This is a genomic window from Paenibacillus sp. FSL R7-0297 (genome assembly GCF_038009025.1).
Classification (GTDB): Bacteria; Bacillota; Bacilli; order Paenibacillales; family Paenibacillaceae; genus Paenibacillus_AQ.
The window spans coordinates 5,830,655-5,853,610 of record NZ_JBBPAQ010000001.1 but is presented as its reverse complement, the minus strand read 5'-3'; the positions used below and the strand labels follow the sequence as shown (position 1 = coordinate 5,853,610).

Below are 22,956 nucleotides of genomic sequence, written 5' to 3'. Positions count from 1 at the left end.
TATATCGAAGGGGGAGACGGAGATGACGGAGCTTTTTATTAAGCAGAAGGTATTCAGTCTAAGAGAGAAGTTTACGGTGAAGAATCAGCAGGAGCAGGATGTCTATTATGTAGAGGGCAGTTTTATGCGGATTCCTAAAACATTCTCCATTATGAATACAGCCGATGAGGAAGTCGCACGGATTACCAAGAAGGTATTCAGCTTTTTACCGAAGTTTTTTGTGGAGGTGGACGGCCGGGAGGTGCTCACGATTAAGAAGGAGTTTTCTTTCCTGAAAGCACGCTATACGATAGATTCGGCTGACATTGAGGTGCATGGGAATTGGTGGGACATGGATTTTCAGGTTATCCAACGCGGAGCCGTCATAGGTGAAGTCAACAAGAAGTGGTTCACCTGGGGCGATAGCTACAGTGTTCAAGTATTCAAAGAGGAGATGGAGGCCATCATCATCGCGATTGTGGTTGCCATTGATTGTGTGAAGGCTGACGATGCTGCGGCTTCCCAGCAGTAGGTGTTTTTATAAAAGGTAACCATGTTACAGATACCCAAAAAGCTGCTCTTTCATCACTGAAAGCAGCAGCCTTTTGGATAGGTATTCCTATTAGCGTGCAGTTATCTGAAAGCTTTTCTATACTCTCCTTCAAACAGGACAGCGATAACGGAAGCCTCGTCCTGGCCCTCAACTTCATAAAATGGACTCCCCTTCGGGGCAATGGTTGAATCTCCATCTTTCTCCGGCAAGGATTTGTCCGGGTCGATGTACCTTATTACAGTTCCGATTTCTTTGCCTATCCGCTCTGCTGCGATTGTGTCATCAGTAACTACATAGGCTTTGTTATTCCATACAATAACTGGTGGGTAGGGAAGTACGGGATATTCGGTAGTGTTATCCTTAAGTGAACATCCTTGAAGGACGAGGATGAATACAATCAAGATGAAGGTTTTTTTAAAAATTTTATCCACCCACTTGTCTATTATTGAGAGTAATCACCAAATATTTTTTCATTATTGATGCGAATTTCTTCTTTTGTCATCTCGTGTATTGGATTTGCTTTTAAGTCTTCCAGGGTATTTTCAATTTCTTCTTGTATTGTAGCAGGATTAAATGTTGTTTTTTCAAGTGGTAAATCAATAGTGCTAATATTTTTTAGGATTTCTTCCTGTTTGGTACCATCGGAAACAAATGAGAATTTTCCTTGTAGCATCCCTGTTAACACATAATAGTCTTCGCCTGAATTGGCCAAATCACTATCATCTTCTGATAGAAACAGAACGACCTCCTCACCGGGGATGAAGCTTGGGTAACCCTCAGAAATAACCTTCGTATTCCCTATTTCACCACTGTTTATTCGGACGGTAATTTTTTCTTTATTATAAGGTATATTTTTATAAACATCTTGTATGCTGATTTCTATATCCGTTTGTACAATATTTCTTATTTCTGTTCCCTTTTCTTGGTTTGGATTACTCCACTTACTAGGTAGTATATTTTCGACTTTTCCCTTGACTATTACGGATGAATTGTTAATTAACTCACGTTTATCTAACAGTGGGATATCACCTGCAATGATAACTGTTTTGTGTTCTGGAATAATATTGAATACTACTATGCCTAAAATAAATGAAATAATTGCGACAGTGAAAATTTTCCTCATGATAGGCCTCCTTTATGTGTTTTTAATATAAATCCACAATAGCACTTTTATCATCGTCGGCGAGATCACGTTTATAAATAGTGCCTTTAGAAGAGCCGGATATCATAGTGGCGCCAGCAACGGTTGAATGATCAAGTCCAAGCAAATGACCAAGTTCATGTGTGAAACTATTTCCAACATCATAAAAATCCGGATGACCTGCAGGATTATTAGACCAGGGATGAGATACGTTTACGTCTATATCAGCTTCGTATAAAGCTTTCCTAGGCCAAAGTCCATCGTATACCCATCCACTTGTTGTATAATGTGTCTGTTGCAGGTACTCATTTGTTCCCCGTTCCCCGCGCGTAACTTGATTAAGATCGTTATCATTGGGATATGCAGTATTAGTAGATGTGGCACCAATACTTATTAGAGTTCCTGCACCTGCAGCATTCCACTGCGATGCACCATTTTGCATTGCGGTAATACTATTTGAATCAAACCCATTGAATGGTCTTACGACAATCGCTCCGCCGCTGGAAGGATGCGGCCTGTAGCCTGCGTCATGTACAAAATTATATGCATATGCTGACCCGATCCCAAGAAAAAAACAACATAGAATAATTCCAAGGGATACTATTTTTCTGAAACCGTTCTTTTTCATCATTCATTTACCTCCATACTCATAGGGTTTTATGAAAATTGTTAGTACCTGAATATGAAATAACCTCCTTTCAAAAGCGCTATATAATCTCAATATTATTCATTATATACCATAATAAGGATTTGTTTGGTATATAACCCTTATTAATACCGTTTATTGGTTTTGAATCATTTATCTATTTAGGTCAAGAATATCAGCATGTTCTCCTTTACTACAAAGGTGAAGCCTTGTGGCCGGCATTAGCCACGTTGACTTGACTTGCTGCCTACAAAACGGTTACTTGCTGCTCCTATACCGACTATGAAGAGTAGGACTGAAGCTCCAAGCAGAATGTAGAGCGGCAGGTTCCAGCTATTTGTGGCATCATGCAGATAACCGATAAGGGCAGGACCGATTGCGGCAAGAAGGTATCCGACCGATTGCGCCATGCCTGACAGTTCTGCTGCCTGCTGCGCGTTATGAGTACGTAACCCGAAAAACATCATGGATAAGCTAAAGGCGAAGCCCCCACCAATACCGAGTATTATGATCCACAACAAAATGATATTAGAGCTTCCATAAAGCATTCCGAGCGTTCCTGTCAAAAGTAAAATGGTTGTGATGACCACCAGGGAGCGCTGGTTTGACATGCGCCCGGCAATAACAGGGACAATAAAGGTAAATGGAAGCAGCGCCAATTGCATAATTGAGAGGTACCATCCTGATTGGTTTAAGTCAATGCCTTGCTGTTGTAGAATTTCAGGCAACCAAGCGATCAGTACATAGAAAATCATGGACTGCATACCCATAAACAGGGTCACTTGCCATGCAAGAGGTGAACGCCAAACATTCACATCATTGCCCGCATGCAGTTGACTCGTCGGGGCTGTTTGCTTTGTATGGTTTCTCATTTGAGGTAACCAGCAGAGAATTGATATAAAGCTTAGGATTCCCCATATTCCCAAGGAGCCCTGCCATTTCAAACCAGCATTCGCGGCTAGCGGTACACTGATTCCCGATGCGACGGCTCCGGATAAACTCATTGAAATTGCAAAAATACCAGTCATCGAACCGATTTTGTCAGGAAAATTACGTTTGATTAGACTCGGTAATAATACATTACAAACGGCAATAGCGAATCCGAGAATTGCTGTTCCAATATACAGATTTACAGCGCCAGATAAAGAACGTACTCCAATACCAACAGTCAAAAAGATCAGGGCAATCAAGATTAAAAGTTCCACTCCATACTTCCGTCCCAGTTTTGGCACTAGAGGCGATAATATAGCAAAGGTAATCAGAGGTACCGTTGTTAAGAGGCCCGCTAAAGTATTAGAAATATGAACGTCATCCCTGATAAGACTTACTAAAGGACCGACTGAGGTTAAGGGAGCACGTAAATTAGCTGCAATAATGATAATGCCGAGTATTAGTAGCCCAATAGATGATGGTGAAATTTTTTTATTCGGCATTCTTCATTCTCCTACCAGAAAAATATATTATATTATCCGCGCGGACATTAAAAGTATATTATAATATATTAAAATTAACAATAAGTATTTTATAATTACTGATTTTGAAGAATTTAAATTCCTTGATGTTTAAAATTATTACATTCGATAATAACAAAAATACAACCCTGCGTTCCCATATATAAATGGAATACAGAGTTGCATATTATAGTGGAGATTTATCTTTATTTTTAGAAACCGTATTTCAAGGCTATATGGAGTACTGTTTCGCTATTCGTATTATTGGTATAAGAGTGAGGACTATCTGCACGAAAACTGATTGTATCATATTGATTCAAGGTGTAACGCTCTCCATTGACTTGAATTTCAATAGAACCCGTCATTACTGTTGCAATTTCAGTTGTATTTACATGATGACCTTCAGGATGGTAAGAACTATTAGGATTTAAATAAGCCCGGCACATTTCAATATCATTGCTGGCATTTTTGAAGACGGGCTCTATGCTCCAATTCTTATTGTCATTCGAAAACCGGAGTCCTTCGCCTGCCCGGTACAAGCTAACGGGGTCCTCTGATTTGAACAAGGCCAACAGCGGTAAAGAGATGCCTTTTGAAATTTTCCATATCATCGCCAAAGTCGGATTGGTCTCGCCGCGTTCGATATTCCCCAGAGTAAGTTTGCTTACGCCCGTTGATTCCGCTAAATCCTCCAGACTCATGTTTTTTTCTTTTCTGTACCTTTTCAAGGCACTGCCGATTTGTAACACAAGTTGTTTTGATTCATCGATTTCATCCATTTGATATTCACCTCAACAATTACTGTATAGCTAGTATATTGTTTATTCTGACTCTTTTCCATACGGGTAGTCCGGATTTATTGTAACTCAGCAACTAATCCACAACACTCGCGTCTAAAAGAATAGATTCCAGTATCATCCATTCGGAGCATTTCACAGGGGGATTTATTCTATATACTCACATCGTTCGTTTATTCAGAATCACCGGCTGGCGGCAGTTTTGGCAGCGGGTTTGTTCGCGCTGGCCGCATTCTTCGGGCTTGGCAGCGCATATGCCCATGCGGACCGCTGGGAGGTGTTTGACCAGGGCGAGCATTTATTTTTTCTGGAGGGGCCAATTGAGATTGACGGAGTGGTTATGGTGCCCATGCGCCCGATAGCGGAGCGGTTTGGCTATACCTTTGTGTCCGTAAGCAATAAGGAAATTGTGCTTAAGAATGCGGAAGGGCACAGAGCCGTAATCCGGCTGGGCACCAAAACAGCATTGCTCGATGATGACGGCGGTTCGAAAACGCAGCTGATGGCGCAGATTCCCCGCAACTACAACGGTGCATGGTTTATTGATCTGGCGCTGGCAGGAGCCATGGGCGGTCAAGGACACTCTACAGTTCCCGGGACAAATCTGATTCAGCTTCGTCCCGTGTCAGGCGATGCCCAGGAGCAGCTGGAGCAGCTGGAGCAGCAGTATTGGTTCAACTTCATTGATAAGGGCAAAACGGTATTTGTTAATAATCAGGGGCAGGAGCAACTACGGACTTCCAATACTCCGGTGTATGACTTTGGTTATGAAGAACTGCTTCCGGTGAAGACATCCGCCTATACGGCTGGCTTCATGAACCGGGCAGGAGAACTGGCGTTAGATACGCCGCATTATCAAGTGGGACAGTTCTATGAGGGGTTGGCCTGGTTTAAGGATATGGTCAAGACGGGAAGCGGCGGCTTTTCCGTGAAAATGGGCTTTATGAACCGTGCAGGAAAGATCGTCATTCCGGCCATTTACAGCCGTGTGTATGATTTCTCGGATGGGCTCGCGAAGGTGGCCGGAGGCAAGACCTTTTATATCGACCACAATGGAACAATAGTTATACCAGGCGTATCGGGGTTGCAGAAAAGTGAGTCTTTCTCTAATGGCCTTGCTCTAGTTACGGTACGGACAACAATCGGCGGTAAAAGCGTCATCCGGACGGGCTTTATCGACACCAAGGGGAAATGGGCAATCAAGCCGATATATGAATCCGCCAGCTCCTTTTCTGAAGGCGTGGCTACCGCGGTATTGAACGGCAAAAGCGGTCTCCTCGATACCAAAGGAAAGTTGATTCTGAAGCCTGAGTTCAGTACTGGTAATGGGTTTGTAGGGCAGTTCCATGACGGTTATATTTTGCTGACGCTGAGCGGAGGAGAATACGATTATACACAGCGGCTTGTTGATGCTAATGGGAATATTAATGCCATTCCAGGTGCCGATCAAATTAATGGGTATGGCGATGGCATGATTTCTTATAAGGACGGCGGGTACGGCTTCAAAAATGTGGCGGGCGATGTGATCGTAAAGCCTTCTTTCTCATATGTACGGGATTTCAAAGCCGGAGCAGGCAAAGGGTTCAAAGATATCAACAATGAACAATCCGCATATCTGATCAATAAAGCAGGGGGAATCGTCTGGAGTACAAAATAGCATAAACTCTGATCCACTCGAATGTTAGGATACATCAATTATGATTTGGCTTAGATCATTGTTTTCGATAGGGCGGTAAATTAGAATTTGTAGTATAAGTTAGTTATTGAAAACGCATTCACCTTCACAAAGGAGTCGGGAACATGCTTAGAATAGCAAAAGTTGAAAACGGGACGGTCCAGGGACTGCCGGCAGCCGATCCCCGGATAACAAGCTTCAAGGGGATACCCTTCGCTGCTCCGCCTATAGGCGACAACCGCTGGCGGGCGCCACAGCCGGCTGCAGACTGGGAGGGTGTGCTGCATGCATACCAGTTCGCACCGGTCTCCATGCAGGTAAGGCAAGAGCTGGATGATAATAACATCTATACCCGCGAATGGGCCGTAGAACCGGACATTGCGATGAGCGAGGATTGTCTGTACCTGAATGTGTGGACTCCAGCTAAACATCCGGGCGAGAAGCTTCCCGTATTCGTATGGTATTTTGGCGGAGGTCTGCAGGTAGGCCATCCGGCTGAGATGGAATTTGACGGCGAACGTATCGCACGCAGAGGCATAGTGGTAGTGACAATCAACTACCGTCTGAATGCTTTCGGATTTCTTTGCCATCCCGAAATAACAGCGGAAGCGCCGGAGGCGCCAGCCAATTTTGGCAACCTCGATCAACAGGCAGCGACCCGCTGGGTGAAGCGCAATATTGCGGCATTCGGAGGCGATCCGGACAATATCACCATCGGCGGACAGTCTGCCGGCGGCGGGAGTGTCATGAGCCAGCTGACTTCACCCCAGAACGAAGGTCTTTTTCAGAGGGCGATTGTTGAAAGCGGGATTTTCACGAAGCTGTATCCGGGAACCCTGCTGCCTCCTCACCGCAGTGATCTGCAGGAGGCTGAGCATGACGGTACCCGGTTCTTCAATTACCTGGGCGTATCTTCGCTTGCAGAAGCCCGGCAACTGGATGCGGTCTATCTTCGGGACAAGGCCGTGGAGTACGGGGCATTCTGGGGCACGGTCGCAGACCAGAGATTCCAAACAGGCAACCCGTTCGATTTGTTTCTTCAGAACAAGCGCTTGAAGGTGCCGGTAATGTTGGGCCATACCTCCTCGGAGTTCTTTAGCACCCCTGGCGCCGTAACATTTGACGAGCTCAAGAAGCTGGCCGCAGATATGTTCGGTGAGGATGCCGGTACATTTCTCGAGCTTTGCGGGGATCAGACTGTTCCAATAGAGGAAGCCAGACAGAGAGCTTCGGTTAGCGGAATAGAATATGCGATTCGCATTGCTGCGCGGGCCAATGCCGACACCGGCAGCGAAACTCCGCTTTACTATTATAATTTCGATGCTGAAATACCGGGCTGGGATAATCCCGGCACCTTCCACTCTGTGGATCTCTGGTTCTTCTTCGAGACGCTTGCCAAATGCTGGAGGCCTTTTGTTGGCAAGCATTATGATTTGGCCCGGCAGATGTGCAATTATTGGGCCCATTTCATCCGTTCCGGAGACCCGAACGGCCCAGACTCCACAGGAGCGGAGTTACCCCGGTGGGAACCGTATACCCCGGACGCGCCGTACGGGATGCTGTTTGCAGACAAGGCGGAGTTTTCCAGACAACAACCGGAGGCCATGATGGATTTCCTGGTTCAGCAATATTTCAAGAACTGCGAATAAACCGGTTTGATTGGAGGTCTCCCATGCTAGCGTTTGGCCTGCTTCTGGAAATTTCTCGGCGTAAGCCCGGTCATTTGCTTGAATTGCCGGCAGAAGTGTTCCACATTCTGATATCCGCACCGTGAAGCCACATCGGCAATGCTCTGGGCATTGTAAATGAGGTATTCCTTCGCCATGCGGATCCGGCTGCTGATGACATCATCCATACAGGAGATTCCGAAGCTTTTTTTGTAAATGCTCTGGAGATAGCCTGGGCTAATGCAGAGAAAATCAGCCATTTTTGAAACAGTCCAGTAGTCTCCGGGGTTGCCTTGAATAGCCGTGCGCAGCTTCAGCAATTTGTAGTATTGAGGTGTAATATTATCCTGGAAATAGGATTCCCACAGTTTGTTGAACAAGGTCCGGAGCAGATAATCGATGGAGGATTCTTTGCAATTCCGGTCGAAATTGTGTTCGCTGACCATCAGCTCAAGCAGCTTTTGGCAGTAGTCAGGGTCATTTAACGCAAAGGGCACACCCGAAGGAAGCGGAGACTCCGTAATATAGGGTTCATTGGATTCGAAGCGGATCCAGTCATTGACGAAATGACCGGCGCTGGCCCGGTAATAGACTTTTTGCTGTGGACGATAGAGGATTACATTGTGAGCGGGATAGAGCTTAAGTCCGCCATGTACCCAGAACTCTGCTGGAGTCTTGGTAATAACAAGCAGCCAATGAGAACCTACGGGAACATCAATAACGAAATTACCAGCGTGTGAAGTATTGCACTCAACATAGTGGATAAGAGCCATCACGTTCTCCTCCTGGCAGGGTATCGGATTTAATGAATCTCGCGGAATTCCTCCGGCGTGATTCTCGTTGCTTTGTTAAACAGACTCCAGAAATAATTGGGCGTTAGCCCTGCCTTCCCGGCCCGCAATTCCAGCTCGAATGGAAGGTGGGCTTTTTTGTGCATCTCGGGCAACAGTTCGGTTATTTTGTCCAAATGATTGGTGCTCCGGGAAGGGCGCAAGAAATTATAGTGTTCAATTTCATGAAATAAATCTTCAAAGGCCGACTGCAGCAGAGAATCATACTTCTGGATCCAGATTGACGACCCGGAATACCGGTTCTCCAGAAAGTAAGCCGGGAACGCATGACCGTTAAACTGAATCTGGAATATATTCTACAGGTCCTCTTCGGAGCAGTAATAACGCATACGGTCGTTCGGGAAATGAAGAAAAGCATCACCCCGCTTCCACTGGCGATATAATGCAAACTGAAATCTCTGATTCCATTCGGCCGGTTCACGTTATGGTCGTACGGCCGGATGTAGTTTCCCACGCAATGCGGAAAGCAGAAAAAACGGAATTCCGATAAATTAGGCAAATAATAAGCTCGCATGTTGTTGCCGTTTCACCTTTCCTATAGCTTCCAAAGCTTAATATAGTTTCAGTAATAGTATAATAATATTATTTCGTCAAGGGTTTTGGATAATGCCCCCCATAATGAAGGCATCGAACAGCAGAACCTTCTCGGCTCGTTTGTTAAATCTATCACAGGGATGCGGAGGATTGTGACGAACCGGCGGTCAAAGGGACTTTTGAGCCGGACACCAAACCCAAGCCAATTGCGATGAGGGCAAATTGAGTTTAAAGTACCGCATCAGGTATTGTGTCAATGCCGGATAAGTGAAGTAAAAATGTGAGCGTTGTCAATAAATAGATGCCTCCCCCATAATGAAAGCGTAACCAAATAAAATCTGTACTATTTGAACTGGGGGTTGACTATGAACACAGGTACAAGGAATGGTTCGGTATGGCTGAAAAGCACTTCAATACTGCTCCTGTCTGCACTGCTGTTGTCCGCTTGCTCGGGCAAGTTAGAATCCGGTAACGGCGGCAAGGAAGCGGCAGCCGGCAATGATCCGAAGGCAAGCGCATCCGTCGATGAGAGCCCGCTCGGGAAATATGATCCTCCGATCGAAGTGTCGTTCGTCAGAGACCTCAGCGATGTGGTAGAGAATAACGTGCTTGGTGTGCTGAAGGATGAGACGATTGATAACAACCGCTGGACCAAGTTATACGAGGATCAGCTCGGAATCAAGATCAAGTATAACTGGATTGTGAAGGGCAGCCAGACCTCGGATCAATATTTGCAGAAGATCAATGTCACACTGGCCTCCGGCGACTTGCCGGATGTGACTCCGGTCAACGCCACACAGCTCAAGCAATTGGCCGATTCAGACCAGATTGAGGATATGACGGCGCTATATGAAAAGTACGCCTCCCCGTTCACCAAAAAGGTGCTCGCCGGGGAAGGGACGAGTGTATTCGACGCGGCGACCTTCGACGGGAAGCTGATGGCGATTCCGAGCCTGGAATCCTCCATTGAACGGTCGATGTACATCTGGATTCGTACCGATTGGCTGGAGAAGCTGGGACTGCAGCCGCCGAAGAACATGGCGGATGTGCTTGCCATCTCCGAAGCCTTCGTGGAGAAGGATCCGGACGGGAACGGCAAGAAGGATACCATGGGCCTCGGCATCACCAAGGATCTGTGGGGAGGGGCAATGGGGCTGGAAGGCTTCATGGCCGGGTACAATGCTTACCCGAATATCTGGGTGGATGACGGCAGCGGCAAGCTGGTCTATGGCAGCATTCAGCCTGAAGTGAAGCAAGCGCTCCAGGTGCTCCAGGATATGGCCAAGAAGGGACAGCTCGACCAGGAGTTCGGGGTCAAGGACGGCGGCAAGGTCTCTGAGCTGATCTCCGCAGGCAAGATCGGGATGGAGTACGGGGAGCAATGGAATTCCATCTGGCCGCTGCAGCTTAATCGTGACAATGATCCCAAGGCGCAATGGCAGGCCTTCCCGATTGTCTCGGAATCGGGCGATACGCCGAAGGTGCCGCTTAAATTCAGCACCACCCGCTTCTTCGCGGTCAAGAAGGGAGCTCCGCACCCTGAAGCTGTAATCAAAATGTTCAATCTGCATGTGGAGAAGAACTGGGGCGAGACGGCCGAATTCGACAAGTACTATGCACCGCCGGAAGCGGAGAGTGTCTGGCAGCTGTCTCCAGTTACACCGTATCCGGTAACGAAGAATGTGGACGCCTTCCGTGAAATTGATGCTGCCCGCAAGGCCGGTGATTTCTCCACCCTGAAAGGCGAAGCCAAGACGATCCAGGGGAAGCTGGAGTCCTATGCTTCAGGTTCAACGGAGGGCTTCTCTCTATGGGGCTGGGAGCGGATCTATGGCGAGCAAGGTTCCATGGGAATAGCTGACCAGTACATCAAGAATGACCAGTTCCTGCAGGAGAAGTTCGTCGGCGCTCCGACACCGACCATGGTCGAGCGCAAAACGACGCTTGAAAAGCAGCAGAATGAAATATTCGTCAAAATTATTTTAGGTGATCCTATCGACAAGTTCGACCAGTTTGTGAAGGATTGGCAGAAGCTGGGCGGGGATCAGATTACGCAAGAGGTCAATGAATGGTACGAATCGACTAAGAAATGATGTGCCCCGGAGGATAACGATGAGAGCAAAGCTGCGAAAAGAACTGCCGCTTCATTTGATGCTTGTGCCGGGTCTGGTGATGATTATCCTGTTCTCTTATGTGCCCATGGCCGGTGTCATGATTGCCTTCCAGAAGTTCATTCCGGCCAAGGGGCTGTTCGGAGATCAGAAGTGGATCGGCCTGGATAACTTCGAATATGTGATGAATCTGCCGAGCTTCACGCAGGTCTTGTGGAATACGCTGTTTATTTCGAGTCTCAAGCTGATTCTGGGTCTGATTATTCCGCTTGTATTCGCAATACTGCTGAACGAGCTGACCAGTAATTGGATCAAAAGGTCCGTGCAGACCGCGATCTATCTGCCGTATTTTCTGTCCTGGGTCGTGCTTGGGGGGATATTGATTGATATTCTGTCCCCTTCGGGCGGGATCGTTAATGAATTTCTCGGGTGGTTCGGCGTCTCCAAGATCTTCTTCCTGGGCGACAATGACTGGTTCCCCTTCACGCTGATCACTTCGGATGTCTGGAAGAACTTCGGTTACGGCACCATTGTGTATCTGGCGGCGATTACGGGGATTGATCCCGGATTGTATGAAGCAGCTACCATTGACGGAGCTAACCGCTGGCACAAAACCTGGCATATTACCATTCCGGGTATACGCATGGTTATCGTTCTGCTGTCGGTGCTCAGTCTGGGACAGCTGCTGAATGCGGGATTCGATCAGGTCTTTAATCTGTACAGTCCGCAGGTCTATGAGAGCGGGGATATCCTGGACACCTTTGTCTACCGGATCGGTCTGCTGGATGCACAGTATGGAGTGGCGACCGCTGTCGGCTTCTTTAAATCAATCATCTCGCTCACCTTAATTTCCAGCTCCTATTTCCTGGCTTACCGTTTTGCCAAATACCGGATCTTTTAGAGGAGGGAGTACCCATGGAGCAACGGCTTACGCCTAAGCAGGCGGAATGGACTCCCATTCGCCCCAAGAAACGCCTGGACTGGATTGCGGTGTTGAATGCAGCCGTTCTAATCATGGTTTCACTGCTGTGTATATTGCCTCTGATTCATATTGTAGCGGTATCCTTCAGCTCAAGTGCAGCGGCTTCCGCAGGGTATGTCAGGCTCTGGCCGGTAGACTTCACACTGGCCTCCTATATGTATACGATGAGCCGCACTGAATTCTGGCAGTCGATGCTTGTCTCCCTGACCCGAATCGGCATCGGAACTCCGCTGAATCTGCTTTTGACCATTCTGGTGGCGTATCCATTATCCAAAGAATCACATGCCCTGCGGTTCCGCAGCGTGTATGCCTGGGCTTTTTTCGTTACCATGCTGTTCAACGGGGGACTGATTCCCTGGTATACGACCATTAAAGAGTACGGCTTGCTAGACTCGATCTGGGCGCTTGTGCTGCCCGGTGCGGTTCCGGTGTTCAGTGTGGTGCTGCTGCTGAACTTCTTCCGGGAGATTCCGAAGGAGCTTGAAGAAGCGGCGCTCATTGACGGGGCAGGCCATTTCCGGACCGTGTGGTCCATCTTTGTACCCATTTCCAAGCCTGCGCTCGCTACACTTGCCTTATTCTCGATGGTTGAGCACTGGAATAGCTGGTTTGACGGCTTGCTGCTCATGGGGAATCCGGCCAATTATCCGCTCCAGAGCTATATTCAGACGATTGTCATCCAGCAGAATCTGTCGAACATGTCACGTGACGCGATGCTGGACCTGGCGCTGATCTCGGACCGGACGCTCAAATCCTCCCAGATCTTCCTCGGCTCCCTGCCGATTATCCTGGCGTATCCGTTCCTGCAGAAGTATTTCGTGAAGGGGATTGTACTCGGCAGTGTCAAAGGCTGACCTCAGTGAAGTTATGCAGCAGCCTGCGGATCTCCCGGAATTCAGGCTATAATGGTGGAAAATGATTCTTGGAGGCCTGGGCATTGTTGTTCCAAAAGGATTTCTCACTGCGCAATACGATCTTTCTGCGGATGATTGTGACCTTTCTGCTGATTATGCTGCCTATTCTTATCTTTGCCGTCTATTTGTATCAATGGATTGTGCAAACCGCAAGTGTGGACATTAGAAGCTCAGCCAGTGCCCAGACGGTATTCTATCTGAGTGATATGGAGAATGAGATCGAGCGGATGAAATTGCTGCAATACAGCCTGCTGGAGGATGAGGATCTGAACAAGCTGGCGCTGACCTGGGAGACGCTGCCGACCATTGACCGTACGGAGAACCTGAATTCGCTGATGAAGCGGTTGTTCATCGTGCAGAACAGCAGTACGTATATTAAGGACGTAAGGGTTCATATCATGACTATAGGCAGAACCGTCTCGTCCGTTGGCGGCGTACGTGAGATCGAGCTGAAGCGCTTCCGCGAGATTCGTTCGGTCTTCGGAGACCGCGGGTCCCAGGTGATTGAATGGGAGGGAGGCTTGTATCTTAGTGCGATGAAGCAGCGGGGCATCAAGGGGGCAGAGCCGCTTTTGACAGTTGAGATCGAGCTGGACACCCAGGAGCTGCGGGCGGCGCTGGGCCAATTCAACACCTATCCGGGCAGTGGTACGCTGCTGCTCTCAGACCGTGCAAGCTTTGCACTGTCCAGTGTAACGGGAGATCTGGCCCAGTCGGACCCTTCCCAGTACTCCCCCAAGATCCGCTCAGTTGCCTCCGGGGAGCGACTAAGGATTGCAGGGGCACCTTATTATATTGTCCAGGCGGGATCCCAGGAGCTGGGTTTGTCCATCTACCGGATGATCCCGGAAGGCATCATCAAGACCCCGCTAAGCAAATTCTACACCTGGGCCTGGGTATTTGCCGTAGCTGCGCTTGCCATCATCATTGCCTTTGCGCTGTCCACCTACAAGTTCATTCATAAGCCCATGCTGACGCTGGTGAAGAGCTTCAGGAGAATGGAGCAGGGAGATCTGGATATTCATATTAAGCATGAATCGAGGGATGAATTCCGGTATTTGTACAGCCGCTTCAATCAGATGGTAAGCAATCTGCAGTCCTTGATCGATCAGGTGTATAAGCAGACCATCATGGCGCAGCGGGCAGAGCTGAAGCAGCTGCAGTCACAGATTAATCCGCATTTTCTCTATAACAGCTTCTTCATTCTGAATACCATGGCCAAGACCGGCGACACCGAGCGGATCGAACAGCTTACGACCATGCTCGGCGAATACTTCCAATTTGTGACCCGGAACGCTTCCGATCTGGTCACCATGGAACAGGAGATTCATCATGCGCGGATGTATACAGAAATTCAAGCCATGCGCTTCTCCCGGCGGATCGGGGTCCGCTTCGATCCCCTGTCCGAGGAGCTGAAGCGGGTGTCCGTTCCCCGGTTGATTGTCCAGCCGATTGTGGAGAACGCGTTCAAGCATAGTCTGGAAAAGAAAGCGGCAAAGGGCTTGATCATTGTCCGCTTTGAGCAAGAGGGCTCTGAAATCCGTGTGATCGTGGAGGACAACGGAGACCGGCTCACAGATGAGACGCTGGCACAATTGAATAATTCCCTTAACGTGTGTCAGGAGCAGGCAGAGACGACCGGACTGGTGAACATTCACCGGCGCCTTCGCATTACCTTCGGGGAAGAGAGCGGCTTGCTCGCTGAGCGGAGTGCACTGGGCGGACTCAGGGTGACCATCCTTCTTAGAGCTGGAGGTGAGCATACGGGTGTACAGGCTGATGATCGTTGACGATGAAGAGATTATTACCGATGGCCTGGCGGTTATTTTTGGCAAAATGGACCTGGGTCTGGACATCTACAAGGCTTATTCGGGCCAGGAGGCGCTGGATCTGTTACACCGCACCCGGGTGGATATCGTTCTGTCCGATATATGTATGCCTGAAATGGACGGGCTGGAGCTGATGGAGCATATTCGCAAGAGCTGGCCACAGTGCAAAATCGTGTTCCTGACTGGACACAGCGACTTCAATTACGTCTATCAGGCGATACAGGCTCCGGGCGTTCAATATGTGCTCAAGAATGAAGGTTATCCGAAGCTGATTGAGGCGGTCAAACGTGCGCTTCTGGAGCTGAAGGACACGATGCAGGTCAATGATCTGATCCGTCAGTCCAAAGAGCAGCTTAACACGCTGGAGACCTTGGCTCAGGGAGATTACTTCCGCCATCTGATTCACAGTGTCAAAATGGATCAGGAGGTGGCGGAGGACTTCAGTCGGCTGCAGATTCCGCTGGATGCTTCAAAGCCTATGCTGATCGCACTGGGCAGCATAAGTGATCCTGAGTCCTCCCGGACCTATTCCGACCGCCAGGAGACAGCGCTTGCGGTTAAGTTCCTGTCGGAGAAGCTGCTGAAGGAGCGGACGGTAAGCCTCGGGGTCATCGACCGGTACGGCGACCTGATCTGGCTGATTCAGCCTGAGCAGTCAAGGGATCTGGATAGGGCGGAGACTTTTGAACAACTGGGCAAATTTCTGGAGGGTACCTTCGAGCTTATTCAACAAGCCTGCCGGGAGTCGCTGGAGGTCGGGATTGCCATTACCCTCAGTGCAGAAGAGTCGCATTGGGCCAGGCTTCCCATGCTGTACGACAAGGCAAGACAGGTGCAGCATTACCGCGCGGGTGACGGGGAACGGATGGTGCAGAGGGTGAACCTGAATGAGGCGGCTGTGCCGGACCCCGGCCGTGACCGGTTCCTGCGGGACAAGGTGGATACCTTGGCTGCGCATCTGGAGGCAGGCCGCAAGGAGGAGTTCCTTCAGCTGTTCGGGGAGATGGCCGGACCGGCGGGGCAGGACCGGGGAAGATGCAATCCTTATCTCACCGAGCTGTATTACACGATTGCCCTGATGCTGATGTCGTATATCAACCGCTGGGAAGCCGATGAGGCGATAGGCGTGAGCGGTCTGATGCAGCTGGAGGTCCACCGTACTCTGGGAGAAGCGTTCCGTTATCTGCGGGATACGGCAGAGTTTCTGTTCTCGGTCAGGAAGAGCGGGGAGCAGAAGCGGGCAGCGGGGGTCATTGATACAATCTGCTTATATATCGAAGAGAATCTTACCCAGGATCTGTCGCTGGTCCGGCTCTCGGATGTGATCCATTTCAATCCCTCCTATCTGTCCCGACTGTTCAAGCAGGAACGCGGAATAAATCTGTCCGAGTACATTGAAGACATGCGAATCCGCCAGGCCAAGGACCTGCTGAAGAGAGGGGAGCTGAAGGTCGCGGAGGTCGGTTCGTTAATCGGTTATGTGACCCCGCAATCCTTCACCCGGGTGTTCAAAAAGTGGACCGGAACTACGCCGCAGGAATACCGTACGGATATGATCAGCGGTTGAATGGATAAAAGAATCGCTCCTTCGGGATGTTCCCGGGGAGCGATTTTTGGTGTGCAGCTATTATGGCTTGAGATTTATAACATACCATGAAGGTGAAGTGGCGGAAGAGAAGTTTGAACTGTAGGAGCGATAGCGTTCGCCTTTAGGTTTGTATTTCTAATGCGAACAGCAGTTTAAATCAGGAAATACGAACCTAACAGCGACCGGAAGTCAAACATTCTCTGCAGTCACGGTAAGCCCCATGGATTTTATCCCGGCTCCAGCTATATAGGAATCTACTATAAATAAATCCGGTAGTTTCCGCTCAGCGCCAGCATAGTGAAGAAGTACAGGCAATTGTCATAATACCTGCGCTCCCCGGTGCGCTGCGGAGTATTCCAGAACCGCTTGACGAAAGGTCCGGCATCCGGTCCATCGGCAGCAAGCGAGGCCATAGCCAGGGTTGCCAGCAGGCCGACGGGATGGAGGGAAGGCTCGTCAAACGGCTGTCCGTCAATAGTATAACGCCGGTAATCCGCAGGCTCTATGTCCCGGAAGAACGCCTGAATCCGGTTAGACTGCCCGACCTGCCAAGGGTCACAGCGGAACCATTCATAGTCTAGCCCGATATTGGCGGCGACCCGGTACGCATCGCTGAAGAAATGGCGGAAGTCCCCATGCGGCTGGGGTTCAGCCGGAGTCCCGTCATAATTAGCGTATTCCGGCGACAGACCGGTTTCGGGATGGCAGGCTTTATGCAGATAGGCTCTGCTTTTGGCTGCCGCGTCCTTCCAGAATGCCCGGTCCGCCTCATCCGCCTGGAGAGCGAATAGGTCATAGAAATGCGGCAAATGGTAGGAAGGGTCGCTGAAAGGGGTCTCGGGAATGAACTTAATCAGCCGGGTTGCAGGATCCCACATGGGATCGCCTTCTCCGTCTTCGCCTTTGTGCACACAGGCGCGTAGAATGATTCTGGCCTGCTCAGAATAGTTGAACGGCTCGGCGCCGTCGCCCCAGCGCGCCGACGCAAAGAACAGCGCCATGGCGAAGAACTCTTCACCGTCCGGTGCCGGACCGGGAGACAGCCGCGTGCCGTCCAGCTTGCAGTGCCAGGCGAAATAATCCTTATAGCGGCCTTCCGTATGCTGCATATAGACCTTGGCGAACTTCCAGAGCCGGTCGAATTCCTCCCTTTTATCCATTTGAACTGCCATCATCATCCCATAGGACATGCCTTCGGTACGCACATCGGTATTGCCGGTATCTACGATATATCCCTTATCGTCACCCATAGGATGGTAGATTCGGACCCCGGGAGCGCCATAGAAAAGCTCGTTCCAGGTATCTTCAAGTCTCTGCGCAATGGCCTCGGACGACAGGCCGTTCTCAAGGAACAGGTTTCTGTATTTTTGCGTATAAAAGGAGCCTTCTGTGGTAGTACTCATAATCATCCTCCAGGTAGATCATATTTGCCCAAAGTATAACACAACCGGAGATATAGAGATTAAAGCGTTTTCCTTAAAATTTATAGAGGATTCCGGCGGCCTTCCCATAATCTAAGAATAGATCAATCTTAGGTGTCTATATGTCATGGACTTCGCTTAAGCGGCTTCTCTATACTGATAGGGACATGCTATAAGGTGAACATGAAGGTAAGGGTGATATTCTTATGAATAAGGTGCAGGGTCCTATGAAGCTTACAGTCTATACACGATTGCCGAACCAGGATTACACGGCGTCTCTAAGCAACAGCGTTCATCTTGCCTGTGCAGATGACTCTGGCGAATTTCAGCCCTTGAACCGGAACTATGGCCTATTATTCGCCATGGCTACCGTGGATGAGGACGATGTGATTCATGATAAAGGACTTAAAAATCCCTATGTATTCCCCACATCCGGCGGTACTTTCGGCATTGTAGCGGTAAGAGTAGATGCCTTAGGGGAGGAAGACGACGAGAGCAGAGGGCAGATTCTACTGTGGACTTCGCCGGATCTGATCAGCTTCGAGTATCAGGGCCTTGTGCCCTTGGACAGGGAGAGGTACGTCCAAGAAGCTGTCTGCGGATTCGACAGCACCAGCGGACAATACGAGATTCGCTGGCAGGATAACGATGGCTGCTGGTATGTGAACCGGCTGGCCGACCTGCGGAAGCCCGAGCTTATTTCGCCGCCGGAACCTGCGGAACCCATTGCGGTAGAGCGGTCGGCTCAACCGCTGCCCGGAACCCGTCCGGGGAATGAGATTACGGTGGATTATGCCATCGGCCATAGAGTACAGAGGGCCTGGACCCCGGTGCATAACACCGGTATCCGCGTGGCAGAGCAGGTCAGTGTCCGCTCTGCCGACGAATTGATAACGGTGAGAGCCACCGCAGTGTACTCTGACGGCTCCACGGCAGACAAGCAGGTAGCCTGGGATACCGAAGGTATTGACTTTACGGTGCCCGGAACCTATACCGTGCATGGTAAGGTAGTCACGCACGACCTTCCGTTCCCCTTGGCAAGCGGCTATGCCGACCCGGTAATCCTCCCTTGGAACGGCAGGTATTATTTCCTTGCCACCAATGATAATGTTGGTGATATCGGCATCTATGTCCGCGTGGCAGATACCTTGCTGGGCTTATTCGCCCCTGGCTTCCAAGAAGCCGTTATTCTGGATCTGAATGAGGAGCTGAATTTCATCCAGACCTTCTGGGCACCGGAATTTCATCTCATCGGCGGCGAGTTGTACATTCTGTTCGCCGTAGGCGGCAAAGTATGGGGGCCGCAGTGCCATCTCATGAAGCTGAACCAGGGCGGCGACATTATGAATGCCGCCGATTGGAGCACTCCAGTCCGGGTGAGACGGATGGACGGTACTCCTTTGACGGAAAACGGCATTACGCTGGATATGACTTATTTCAAGGCAGATGAGACTTCCTGTGTCGTCTGGTCATACCGCAAAGGAATCGGAACGCCGCTGGACACCGGCTCCATGCTGTATATCGCAACCGTTAATGAAGCGGACCCGGCGGTATTAACCAGCGAGCCGGTGCTGCTCTCGCGTCCGCTGCTGGGCTGGGAGAATGTTCAGGGCACGATCAATAACGAAGGACCTTATCCGCTGATTACGGATGATACCGTGTACATTGCTTATTCCGGCGGAGCTGCAACGGGGTATACCTATGCGGTGGGATGGTTAAGCATTCCACGAGGCGGCGATTATCTGGATGCCGGGGCATGGAGCAAAGCCGGTACCCCTGCATTGTCTTACTACTCACTGGAAGAGATCTACGGTCCCGGACACAACTCGTTCTTCCAGGATGTTGACGGCACGGTGCTAGTCCTGTATCACGGGGAAGAGCAGCTGGTGAAGCATGGGACGAGATGCTCGGCGATGCACAGAGTCCATTTTAACAGCGAGGGTAGGCCGCTACTCGATGTAGCCAATGAACGAGATGTACACCCGGATTACGCCGATTGCGTTATACAGGTGACGGTGCAATCTATATAAGAGGTACTAAAGAAATAAACAAAAAGCAAAAGAAGCGGAGGAGAATTTTGGAACTGTAAGAGCGGTAGCGTCCGCCTGAAAGCTTTCCGCAGGAAAGCTACCTCGTAAGCATAAGCTGTCACCGGATTTCCACCGCGAACAGCGGTTCAAATCAAGAAATCTGGGGACAACAGCGGCCGGAAGTCCAAAGTTCACCGCAGTGACGACGAAGCTTCAAGTTCACAACTTAAGTGCATCTTATTCTATATAACAACTAGGAGGACAACAGAAATGACGCAACAACAGGGATTCAATCCGTATCTTCCATCCTGGGAATATATCCCAGATGCTGAACCTTATGTATTTGAAGGCAGAGTGTATGTGTATGGCTCACATGACCGGTTCAACGGACACGCCTTCTGTCTGAATGACTATGCCTGCTGGTCTGCGCCGGAGGACAATCTAGCCGATTGGCAGTATGAAGGTGTGATCTACCGGACTACGGATGACCCGCTGAACCCGGAAGGCAGCATGTGCCTCTACGCACCGGATGTGACGAAGGGCCCGGACGGGCGGTATTATCTCTACTATGTACTGGACAAAGTTCCTGTCGTATCGGTGGCTGTCTGCGACAAGCCGGGCGGCAAATATGAATTCTATGGCTATGTAACCTACGGTGACGGCACGCGTCTGGGCGAACGGGAAGGCGATGAGCCGCAGTTTGACCCGGGGGTATTAACCGAAGGAGATACTACCTACCTGTACACCGGCTTCTGCGGATACGGGGACAAGTCCAGACACGGCGCCATGGCTACCGTGCTGGGTCCTGACATGCTTACGATTATTGAGGAGCCTGTGTTCGTGGCACCAAGCCAGCCTTACAGCGAGGGAACCGGATTTGAAGGCTTTGAGTTCTTCGAGGCCCCGTCCATCCGCAAAAGAGGGGATATCTACTACCTGATCTATTCTTCGATCTCGATGCATGAGCTGTGTTATGCGACCAGTAAGCATCCGACCCGGGACTTCGTCTATCAGGGAGTCATTGTAAGCAATTGCGATCTGCATATCGATACGTATAAACCTGCGGACCAGCCAATGTATTATGGCGGCAATAACCATGGCAGTATCGTAGAGGTTAATGGAGAATGGTATATCTTCTACCACCGCCATACCAACGGCACAGCGTTCTCCCGCCAGGGCTGTATCGAGCGCATTGAATTCCGCGCAGACGGCACGATCCCCCAGGTGGAGATTACCTCCTGCGGTCCGAACGGAGGTCCGCTCGAAGGGCGCGGCGAATATCCGGCGTATCTGGCCTGCCATTTGTTCTGCAAGGATCAGGAGATGTACACCGGAGGTTTCGGCCGGATTGGAGCCTGGATGGACAGCCGTTTCCCGAAGATTACCCAGGACGGCAGAGACGGAGATGAAGAGACAGGATATATTGCCAATATGACCGATTCGGCTACCGCGGGATTCAAATATTTCAATTGTGCAGGGGTTACCCGGGTCTCCATCAAGGTGCGCGGCTATTGCCACGGCGAGTTTGAGGTGAAAGCGGCCTGGGACGGACCTGCACTTGGACGTATCCCGGTAGGGTTCACGAATGTCTGGAAAGAATACACTACGGAAGTGGAGATTCCTGACGGCATTCAGGCGCTGTATTTCACGTACACCGGCAACGGCGGCGCCCAGTTTGCTTCATTTACGCTGGAATAACCCGGAGAACCTCCTGAATATGGCCTGATACACAAGCAGCACTTGGAAGTTCCCGGGTGCTGCTTTTTGGTTGCTACAAGCAGGAAGCAGGGAGCAAGCCGCATGAGGTAGCTATGCTAAGCGCACCACCGCTACACCCCGGAAGAATAACGGGCCTTATAGTCCGAAGGCGTCATGTTCATATAATGCCTGAACCACTTCGAGAAGTAGCTGACATGCTGATAGCCCGACTCAAGTGCAGCCTCCAGCACGTTGTATGATCCGCTGCGGAGCAGACTGGCCGCCTGGCTGATGCGGATATAGTTCAGATATTCCATCGGGCGCATACCGGTCTGGGCTTTGAAAAACTTGCAGAAATGCGAGCGGCTAAGTGATACGACAGAGGCAAGCTGATCCAGCTCCAGTCTGTCACGGGAATGCTCCTCCATATAGCTCAGCACTTCCCTGATTTGCCGGTTGTATTCGCGACCTTGACGGGGTTCCGGCTCCGGATTCTGCCCGGTCAGCCCGTATTGATGGCTGTCTGCAATGAGCAGCAGCAGGAGAGCCTTCAAGCTCAGTTCATACCCCACAGACTGATGCTCATAGCGGTTCAGCAGCTCTTTTACCAGATCGAGCAGTGAAATATGGGTATCATCCGCAGCAGATAACAAGGCAGGCAGCCGGGTTGTCCCCTGCATTAGAGGGTCCAGGAACAGCTCCTGCACCCGGTCCGGATACGGTGAAGACAGCCAGGAGCATTTGAACACGATGGAGTAGTAGCAGGTGCCTCCGGAGACAGTATCCATGCCTGAATGAAGTTCTCCCGGGTGAACAATCAGGGCATCGCCTGCCTGAATGGTGAACTCCCGGCTCTCGACATAGAAGGTAGCCCGGCCCTCCGCTAAATAGATGATCTCCATTTCGTTATGCCAATGTACGGGAAGAATCGAATGAACGCGGTCCTGATGCTCCACCCGGTAGATATGAAGCGGGAATTCAGGCTGACCATGCAGCTTGTTCTCGCGGTAACGGTGTTCGTACATGATTACCTCCTGCTAATCGTAATATTGTGTCTATAAAGCGCAAATATATGTTAGATAACGGCTA

19 protein-coding genes are annotated in these 22,956 nt (G+C 50.0%); 10 read left to right on the top strand and 9 right to left on the bottom strand.

What is annotated here, in order from left to right; translation table 11 throughout:
- The first annotated feature begins 22 nt into the window (after positions 1–22).
- Positions 23–511: an LURP-one-related/scramblase family protein gene (locus MKZ24_RS25665; protein ID WP_340788113.1), complete on the top strand. Its 489-nt coding sequence runs from the start codon at positions 23–25 to the stop codon at positions 509–511.
- A gap of 101 nt (positions 512–612) precedes the next feature.
- Here the strand turns inward: MKZ24_RS25665 and MKZ24_RS25660 are convergent, their stop codons facing one another.
- The 5 genes from MKZ24_RS25660 to MKZ24_RS25640 form a co-directional block, all read right to left on the bottom strand.
- A complete protein-coding gene (locus MKZ24_RS25660) occupies positions 613–963 on the bottom strand; it encodes a hypothetical protein (RefSeq protein WP_340788112.1) in 351 nt (116 codons plus the stop codon).
- An 11-nt stretch (positions 964–974) separates the two neighbouring features.
- A complete protein-coding gene (locus tag MKZ24_RS25655; protein ID WP_042235133.1) occupies positions 975–1,655 on the bottom strand; it encodes a hypothetical protein in 681 nt (226 codons plus the stop codon).
- A 22-nt stretch (positions 1,656–1,677) separates the two neighbouring features.
- Entirely contained in the window at positions 1,678–2,304 is a 627-nt protein-coding gene (locus MKZ24_RS25650; RefSeq protein WP_042235135.1) for a matrixin family metalloprotease, read from the bottom strand.
- 236 nt (positions 2,305–2,540) lie between these two features.
- A complete protein-coding gene (locus tag MKZ24_RS25645; protein WP_042235137.1) occupies positions 2,541–3,752 on the bottom strand; it encodes a CynX/NimT family MFS transporter in 1,212 nt (403 codons plus the stop codon).
- Positions 3,753–3,982: 230 nt separating this feature from the next.
- Positions 3,983–4,549 (bottom strand): helix-turn-helix domain-containing protein, encoded by a 567-nt coding sequence (locus MKZ24_RS25640; RefSeq protein WP_042135880.1) that lies wholly within the window; start codon positions 4,547–4,549, stop codon positions 3,983–3,985.
- Positions 4,550–4,769: 220 nt separating this feature from the next.
- On the opposite strand from MKZ24_RS25640, the gene MKZ24_RS25635 reads away from it, so the two are divergent.
- Positions 4,770–6,224: a WG repeat-containing protein gene (locus tag MKZ24_RS25635; protein WP_340788101.1), complete on the top strand. Its 1,455-nt coding sequence runs from the start codon at positions 4,770–4,772 to the stop codon at positions 6,222–6,224.
- 143 nt (positions 6,225–6,367) lie between these two features.
- Entirely contained in the window at positions 6,368–7,891 is a 1,524-nt protein-coding gene (locus tag MKZ24_RS25630) for a carboxylesterase/lipase family protein (RefSeq protein ID WP_042235139.1), read from the top strand.
- 26 nt (positions 7,892–7,917) lie between these two features.
- Here MKZ24_RS25630 and MKZ24_RS25625 read toward each other — a convergent pair whose 3' ends face one another.
- Positions 7,918–8,682, bottom strand: coding sequence for an AraC family transcriptional regulator (locus MKZ24_RS25625; RefSeq protein WP_042235141.1), 765 nt, complete (start codon positions 8,680–8,682; stop codon positions 7,918–7,920).
- Positions 8,683–8,711: 29 nt separating this feature from the next.
- On the bottom strand, positions 8,712–8,876 hold the full coding sequence (locus MKZ24_RS25620; protein WP_156123096.1) for a hypothetical protein: 165 nt from the start codon (positions 8,874–8,876) through the stop codon (positions 8,712–8,714).
- A 783-nt stretch (positions 8,877–9,659) separates the two neighbouring features.
- On the opposite strand from MKZ24_RS25620, the gene MKZ24_RS25615 reads away from it, so the two are divergent.
- From MKZ24_RS25615 to MKZ24_RS25595, 5 genes are all read left to right on the top strand, one after another.
- Positions 9,660–11,387 carry an extracellular solute-binding protein gene (locus tag MKZ24_RS25615; RefSeq protein WP_340788092.1) on the top strand — a complete coding sequence of 576 codons (1,728 nt, stop codon included), beginning with the start codon at positions 9,660–9,662 and terminating at the stop codon, positions 11,385–11,387.
- 19 nt (positions 11,388–11,406) lie between these two features.
- Entirely contained in the window at positions 11,407–12,306 is a 900-nt protein-coding gene (locus tag MKZ24_RS25610; RefSeq protein ID WP_042235145.1) for an ABC transporter permease, read from the top strand.
- A gap of 113 nt (positions 12,307–12,419) precedes the next feature.
- Complete coding sequence (locus MKZ24_RS25605) at positions 12,420–13,241, top strand: carbohydrate ABC transporter permease (RefSeq protein WP_231637889.1); 822 nt, start codon at positions 12,420–12,422, stop codon at positions 13,239–13,241.
- 83 nt (positions 13,242–13,324) lie between these two features.
- Positions 13,325–15,091, top strand: a complete 1,767-nt coding sequence (locus MKZ24_RS25600) for a sensor histidine kinase (protein ID WP_042235148.1) — start codon at positions 13,325–13,327, stop codon at positions 15,089–15,091.
- Entirely contained in the window at positions 15,069–16,697 is a 1,629-nt protein-coding gene (locus tag MKZ24_RS25595; RefSeq protein WP_042235150.1) for a response regulator, read from the top strand. The genes MKZ24_RS25600 and MKZ24_RS25595 overlap by 23 nt, the downstream gene beginning before the upstream one ends.
- Positions 16,698–16,975: 278 nt before the next feature.
- Here MKZ24_RS25595 and MKZ24_RS25590 read toward each other — a convergent pair whose 3' ends face one another.
- Positions 16,976–18,121, bottom strand: a complete 1,146-nt coding sequence (locus MKZ24_RS25590) for a glycosyl hydrolase family 8 (protein ID WP_340788087.1) — start codon at positions 18,119–18,121, stop codon at positions 16,976–16,978.
- Positions 18,122–18,345: 224 nt separating this feature from the next.
- Between MKZ24_RS25590 and MKZ24_RS25585 the strand changes: the two genes are divergently transcribed.
- On the top strand, positions 18,346–20,169 hold the full coding sequence (locus MKZ24_RS25585) for a family 43 glycosylhydrolase (protein WP_340788084.1): 1,824 nt from the start codon (positions 18,346–18,348) through the stop codon (positions 20,167–20,169).
- Between the two features lie 270 nt (positions 20,170–20,439).
- Positions 20,440–21,867 carry a family 43 glycosylhydrolase gene (locus tag MKZ24_RS25580; protein ID WP_340788082.1) on the top strand — a complete coding sequence of 476 codons (1,428 nt, stop codon included), beginning with the start codon at positions 20,440–20,442 and terminating at the stop codon, positions 21,865–21,867.
- 131 nt (positions 21,868–21,998) lie between these two features.
- On the opposite strand, the gene MKZ24_RS25575 is transcribed toward MKZ24_RS25580, so the two are convergent.
- Positions 21,999–22,892, bottom strand: coding sequence for a helix-turn-helix transcriptional regulator (locus MKZ24_RS25575; RefSeq protein WP_340788079.1), 894 nt, complete (start codon positions 22,890–22,892; stop codon positions 21,999–22,001).
- Positions 22,893–22,956: the final 64 nt, after the last annotated feature.

Excerpts from the sequence above, each read along its gene's own strand:
- MKZ24_RS25665 (WP_340788113.1), top strand. The coding sequence starts at position 23 with ATGACGGAGCTTTTTATTAAGCAGAAGGTATTCAGTCTAAGAGAGAAG.
- MKZ24_RS25655 (WP_042235133.1), bottom strand. The coding sequence starts at position 1,655 with ATGAGGAAAATTTTCACTGTCGCAATTATTTCATTTATTTTAGGCATA.
- MKZ24_RS25650 (WP_042235135.1), bottom strand. The coding sequence starts at position 2,304 with ATGATGAAAAAGAACGGTTTCAGAAAAATAGTATCCCTTGGAATTATT.
- MKZ24_RS25645 (WP_042235137.1), bottom strand. The coding sequence starts at position 3,752 with ATGCCGAATAAAAAAATTTCACCATCATCTATTGGGCTACTAATACTC.
- MKZ24_RS25640 (WP_042135880.1), bottom strand. The coding sequence starts at position 4,549 with ATGGATGAAATCGATGAATCAAAACAACTTGTGTTACAAATCGGCAGT.
- MKZ24_RS25630 (WP_042235139.1), top strand. The coding sequence starts at position 6,368 with ATGCTTAGAATAGCAAAAGTTGAAAACGGGACGGTCCAGGGACTGCCG.
- MKZ24_RS25625 (WP_042235141.1), bottom strand. The coding sequence starts at position 8,682 with ATGGCTCTTATCCACTATGTTGAGTGCAATACTTCACACGCTGGTAAT.
- MKZ24_RS25615 (WP_340788092.1), top strand. The coding sequence starts at position 9,660 with ATGAACACAGGTACAAGGAATGGTTCGGTATGGCTGAAAAGCACTTCA.
- MKZ24_RS25610 (WP_042235145.1), top strand. The coding sequence starts at position 11,407 with ATGAGAGCAAAGCTGCGAAAAGAACTGCCGCTTCATTTGATGCTTGTG.
- MKZ24_RS25605 (WP_231637889.1), top strand. The coding sequence starts at position 12,420 with ATGGTTTCACTGCTGTGTATATTGCCTCTGATTCATATTGTAGCGGTA.
- MKZ24_RS25590 (WP_340788087.1), bottom strand. The coding sequence starts at position 18,121 with ATGAGTACTACCACAGAAGGCTCCTTTTATACGCAAAAATACAGAAAC.
- MKZ24_RS25585 (WP_340788084.1), top strand. The coding sequence starts at position 18,346 with ATGAATAAGGTGCAGGGTCCTATGAAGCTTACAGTCTATACACGATTG.
- MKZ24_RS25580 (WP_340788082.1), top strand. The coding sequence starts at position 20,440 with ATGACGCAACAACAGGGATTCAATCCGTATCTTCCATCCTGGGAATAT.
- MKZ24_RS25575 (WP_340788079.1), bottom strand. The coding sequence starts at position 22,892 with ATGTACGAACACCGTTACCGCGAGAACAAGCTGCATGGTCAGCCTGAA.